The organism is Zobellella taiwanensis (assembly GCF_003012795.1).
GTDB lineage: Bacteria > Pseudomonadota > Gammaproteobacteria > Enterobacterales > Aeromonadaceae > Oceanimonas > Oceanimonas taiwanensis.
In genome coordinates this window covers 1-255 of the sequence record NZ_PXYH01000090.1, presented here as the reverse complement: position 1 = coordinate 255, position 255 = coordinate 1, and the positions used below count along the sequence as shown (strand labels likewise).

The 255-nt window shown below is 56.5% G+C and carries 1 protein-coding gene; it reads left to right on the top strand.

The genetic code is table 11. The annotated features are described in order from the left end of the window. The coding region (locus C7I36_RS17050; protein WP_219899692.1) for a group II intron maturase-specific domain-containing protein at window positions 1–255 on the top strand (255 nt) is incomplete at both ends.

Below are 255 nucleotides of genomic sequence, written 5' to 3'. Positions count from 1 at the left end.
GTTACGGGTGGCCCAGAGCTACCTGGAAGGTGAGCTGAAGCTGACGGTTAACGCCACCAAGACCCACATCGTCCACAGCGATGAGGGGGTGAAGTTCCTGGGTGTGGTGATCCACACGAACTACACCTGTATCCAGGACAAGAAGGTGGTGAAACTCAAGCAGAAGCTGAAAGCGCTGACAAAACGAAACCGGGGCATTGGGCTTGCGGCGATCATCCACGAGCTGAACCCAGTGCTGCGGGGCTTTGTCAGCTA